This is a genomic window from Flavobacteriales bacterium (genome assembly GCA_013214975.1).
Classification (GTDB): Bacteria; Bacteroidota; Bacteroidia; order DT-38; family DT-38; genus DT-38.
This window is the reverse complement of the sequence record JABSPR010000337.1, coordinates 1-5,273: the sequence shown is the minus strand read 5'-3', so window position 1 is coordinate 5,273 and position 5,273 is coordinate 1. Positions and strand designations below refer to the sequence as shown.

The window sequence follows — 5,273 nt, the reverse complement described above, 5'->3', positions numbered from 1 at the left end:
TCAATATTTTGAATGATAAAAACTTTGTTTGCAGATTTGTTTACGGCCGATCGGATAATCATGTCTTGGGCTCTAATAATTGAGTTCTTCTCTATATATGAGTTTATTTCATCTATAAATGGTTGTCCAAACTTGATTGCTTTCCCGTTTCCTACACCGTTTATCTGCTTAAGTTCTTCCATGTTGGTAGGGTATTGGCAGGTCATTTCTTCGAGTGAAGGATCTTGGAAAATGATAAATGGAGGTAAGTTTCTCTGTTTTGCAATGCTTTTTCTTAAGCTTTTTAAAATCTCAAATAACTCAGAATCGTACGCCCCAGTTTTAACTCTCTCGTTAAGAATAGATTCTTCTTTTTCATCGATAACCTCGTAATTATGATCACGATATATATTTACTGGATGTGTGTTTGCTAAAAAGTCTCGACCTTTTTCGGTTACTTTTAATATGCCGTAGTTCTCAATATCTTTTTTAAGAAGACCAGAAATAATTGTTTGCCTAGCAATTGCGTTCCAAAATGATTCTGTCTCATATGAACCTGTAGAAAATATTTCCAGTTTATCGTGGTTATACGATTTAATTTGATCCGAATTAACTCCAATCAGTAGATTAACTAAGTGATCTAGCTTAAACTTTTCTTTTGTTGCCAAGGCAGCTTCAATGAATTGTTTAATTCCTTCATTAGCCTCGATTTGTTCTTTTGGATTATTGCAGTTATCGCAGTTGCCGCAATTGTCTTGCATGTACGTTTCGCCGAAATAGTGAAGAAGTTGTTTTCGTCGACAGATACCTGATTCCGTAAAAGAGACAGTCTCAGCAAGCAATTGCCGGCCAATTTCTTGTTCAGCAATTGGCTTGTCTTTCATGAATTTTTCAAGCTTTTCGATATCCTTGTAAGAGTAAAATGCAATGCAATTTCCTTCACCACCATCTCTTCCTGCTCGTCCTGTTTCTTGGTAATAACCTTCAAGGCTTTTGGGGATATTGTTGTGAATTACATATCGTACATCGGGCTTATCTATCCCCATCCCAAATGCAATTGTCGCAACAATTACATCAATGTCTTCCATGAGAAACATATCTTGATGTTTTGCTCTTGTCGAAGCATCCATACCTGCATGATATCCTAACGCTTTAATACCATTTATCTGGAGTACCTGAGCAATTTCTTCTACCTTTTTTCTAGACAGGCAATAGATAATACCAGATTTGCCACTATGTAGTTTAGTATATTTAATAATTTCCTTCACTACTGCTTTTTTGGGTCGTACTTCGTAGTATAAATTCTCTCTGTTAAATGATGACTTGAACGTTTCGGCATTGTCCATGCCTAAGTTCTTTTGGATGTCCTTCTGAACTTTTGGTGTAGCTGTGGCCGTTAATGCTAAAATAGGAACATCAGCTATTCGTTTAATCATCGGTCTAAGTCTTCTGTATTCTGGTCTAAAATCGTGTCCCCATTCAGAAATGCAGTGCGCTTCGTCGATTGCAAAAAGAGAAATTTTTATGGAAGAAAAGAATCGGATATTATCTTCTTTGCCGAGAGACTCCGGAGCTACATATAGTAGTTTTGTTTTGCCATTTAAGACATCATTTTTAACACCGGCAATCTCTGTTTTGTTTAAAGACGAATTAAGGTAATGTGCAACACTTTTATTTTCGCTATATCCACGAATTGCATCGACTTGGTTTTTCATTAAAGCAATTAGTGGAGATATGATAATGGCAGTACCCTCGCACATAAGTGCCGGAAGTTGATAGCAAAGCGATTTCCCACCACCCGTTGGCATAATCACAAAAGTGTCCTTCCCTTTAAGAACATTTTGTATTACCACCTCCTGATGACCTTTGAATTTATTAAACCCAAAGAATTGTTGAAGGTTATCTGCTAATGACTTCTCGGATGTTAGCAATCTTACTACTTTGATTTAAAATAAATACCTTAGCACACTTAACTAAGATCAATATTAAAGATACAATGAAAACACTTAATCTTTAGGTGTTTTCGAATAAAATATCAATGTCTGAAGATAAAATACTTGAACTAGCAAAATCCACCTTAGATATTGAATCTAGGGCGATTTCAGATCTTAAGGGTTTGTTGAATAATGATTTTGTTGAAAGCGTAAAAGTTATAGTTAACTCAAAAGGAAAGGTTGTAGTAACGGGTATAGGGAAAAGTGCAATAATTGCTAATAAATTTGTCTCTACGTTAAACTCTACAGGTTCGCCAGCTGTATTTATGCATGCCGCTGAGGCAATTCATGGTGATTTTGGTATCATTCAAAAGGAAGATGTAATAGTTTGTTTCTCTAAAAGTGGCAATACAGAAGAAATTAAAAAATTGCTGCCAACACTTAAGTTGATGAACAATCGCTTAATTGCTATTGTCGGAAACATTGATTCTATTTTGGCAAAGAATGCTGATTTTGTACTCAATGCATACGTTGAGAAAGAGGCATGTCCAAACAACTTGGCTCCCACAACAAGCACGTCTGCTCAGCTTGCACTATCTGATGCATTGGCTATTTGTTTATTGGATTATAGAGGTTTTTCAAGTCAGGATTTTGCAAAGTTTCATCCCGGTGGTGCGTTAGGTAAAAAATTGCATCTTAAAATTGACGACATATTTCAGAAAAATGAGATACCCGTAGTTGGTCCCAAAGCAGATATAAAATCTGTAATTCTTGAAATATCGGGTAAGAGACTTGGCGCGACAGCAGTTGTTACCGATGATAAATTGTTAGGGATTATTACCGATGGAGATTTAAGAAGGATGTTACAGGATTCGGGATATAATGAAACTGTTTCTGCAGAGGATATTATGAATACATCGCCTAAAATAATAGATAAAAACGTTTTGGCTGAAGATGGATTAGCGATTATGGAGAAGCATAATGTTTCTCAATTGGTAGTGATGGATAATGATCGTTACGTAGGGATAATTCATATACATGATTTACTCAAAGAGATATAAGGTTAAGCGATGAGTGATCAAGAAGAATCTGGGGAAAGTGGAATGTCATTTTTTCAGCATTTAGAGGCATTAAGATGGGTAATCATTCGATCTGCTATCGCCATACTTTCTGTTGGTATAGTTGCTTTTATATTCGACCGTTTTATGTTCGATACGGTTCTATTCGGACCTAAGAATGGTGACTTTCTAACATATAGAGTTCTCTGCGATATCGCTGCAAAATATAATTTGACAGATGCACTTTGTATAACAGAGCTACCATTTGAAATAATTAGCACGAATATGACGGGACAATTCATGACTCATATTCTAGTGTCTTTTAAAACAGGGCTAGTTGTTGCATTTCCATATGTTTTATTTGAACTCTACAATTTCATAAGACCAGCGCTTCATACAGAAGAAAAAAAGTACAGTTCTGGATTTATTTTAGTCGGTTCATTATTGTTTTTTACTGGCGTGCTCTTTGGCTATTTTATTATTTCTCCTCTTTCTGTTAATTTCTTGGGGAATTATCAAGTGAGTCAGGAAATAAAAAACACGTTTACCATTGGCTCTTATATTAGCATTGTAACAACAATACCATTAGCTACCGGTATTATATTCGAGCTTCCAATAATTGTTTATTTCCTTACAAAAATAGGGTTGGTAACTCCCGAAATAATGCGGAAATATAGGAGGCATTCTATTGTAGTAACGTTAATTTTATCGGCGATAATAACTCCACCTGATGTAGTTAGCCAAATATTAGTCTCTTTACCTTTATTGGTACTTTACGAAATAAGCATTGGGATATCGAAGCGTGTATTGAAAAACAAGGAAAAAAATGAGTGAATAAAATGCCTCCCTTAAATTATCAAACCAAACCAAACTTCCTTATTTATTTCCTATTACTAGGCCTGGTGCTATTGTCTACAATATCAATAGCTCAACAAACTATTGTTTCAGGTAAAGTTGTCGATGAAGTCACAAAGCAAGGAATACCGTTTGCCAATATTCAATTCGTGGGTACTTCGGTCGGTGCTATGTCCGACATCAATGGTAAATACAGTCTCCGGACAGAATTATCCGTTGATACATTACGTGTCTCCTATATCGGATATCATCCCAAAAGCTCAGCGGTTCGAAAAAGAACAACCCAAGTTATTAATATTGATTTAAAGGAATCGAGTGTGAAATTGGAGGAGGTTCAGATTTTTGCTGGTCCTAATCCTGCCTTGGCTATCATCAAGAATATGGTAGCAAATAAAGAGGAAAACGATAAAAGTAAATTCGACTATTACGAGTATGAGGTGTATAATAAAGTTGAATTCGATATGTATAATCTTCCACAGAAGATGATGAACAAAAAGCTGCTGAAGCCTTTCCGTTTTATGCTTCAGAACTTGGATACTATTGATGGAAAGCCTTACCTGCCTTTCTTTTTGATAGAATCTCTTTCTGAGATGTATTACCAAAAGGATCCAATGATAAAACGAGAAATTATTAATGGGACGAGAATAGCCGGAACGGAAAATGAGAGTATATCCCAATTTATGGGAGACATGTATCAGCATTTTAATATTTACGAGGATCATATATTGCTCTTTGGAAAGAATTTTATTAGTCCGGCTGCCAAGAATGGTACATTATTCTATAAATATTATTTGACAGACAGTACTAGTCTGGGGGATTTATGGTGTTATAAAGTTCATTTTGTAGCCAAAAGAAAACAGGAATTAACATTTGAAGGTGATATGTGGATTGCGGATTCTTCATGGGCAATTAAAAAGGCAACCTTAAAGATGACTGGTGATGCAAATGTGAATTATGTGAATGATGTTCGGATTGAGCAAGAATATGTTTTGGTAGATAATAAGGGTTGGATGCTCGGAAGAGATAATATAATCATGGATTTTAATCTTTCAAAAAAGGCAAAAAGAGTAACAGGATTTATTGGTAGGAAAACCACGACCTATGAAAAAATAAAAGTAAATCAAAAAAAGGCGGATGAGTTTTATGAAATAGGGGATGAAATAACAGTAGAGGACGGTTCGAGTGACAGGGATGATGCTTTTTGGAACGAAGCGCGACATGAAGAATTGAGTGAGAAGCAACAAGGAATCTATGATATGATAGATACCTTAAAAACACTGAGGGCTTTCAAGGCTTATGAAGGTTTGTTTTTTACGATAATTACCGGGTATATAGAGGCTGGTAAGGTTGAGATTGGACCGATTAATAGCCTTGTAAGTTTCAATAATGTTGAAGGTTTTAGAACGAAATTTGGTGTGAGAACAAGTAATACGTTTAGCACAAGAAC

The 5,273-nt window shown here is 35.6% G+C and carries 4 protein-coding genes; 3 read left to right on the top strand and 1 reads right to left on the bottom strand.

The window, feature by feature from the left end; genetic code table 11:
• Window positions 1-1,910, bottom strand: a 1,910-nt coding sequence (recQ, locus tag HRT72_10865; protein NQY68205.1) for a DNA helicase RecQ, incomplete at its 3' end; no start/stop codon positions are given.
• A gap of 107 nt (window positions 1,911-2,017) precedes the next feature.
• Here recQ and HRT72_10860 point away from each other — a divergent pair.
• The 3 genes from HRT72_10860 to HRT72_10850 all read left to right on the top strand — a co-directional run.
• Window positions 2,018-2,974, top strand: a complete 957-nt coding sequence (locus tag HRT72_10860) for a KpsF/GutQ family sugar-phosphate isomerase (protein NQY68204.1) — start codon at window positions 2,018-2,020, stop codon at window positions 2,972-2,974.
• Window positions 2,975-3,016: 42 nt separating this feature from the next.
• Entirely contained in the window at window positions 3,017-3,805 is a 789-nt protein-coding gene (gene tatC, locus HRT72_10855) for a twin-arginine translocase subunit TatC (protein ID NQY68203.1), read from the top strand.
• A gap of 74 nt (window positions 3,806-3,879) precedes the next feature.
• A partial coding sequence (locus HRT72_10850) for a carboxypeptidase-like regulatory domain-containing protein (GenBank protein ID NQY68202.1) occupies window positions 3,880-5,273 on the top strand: 1,394 nt, incomplete at its 3' end.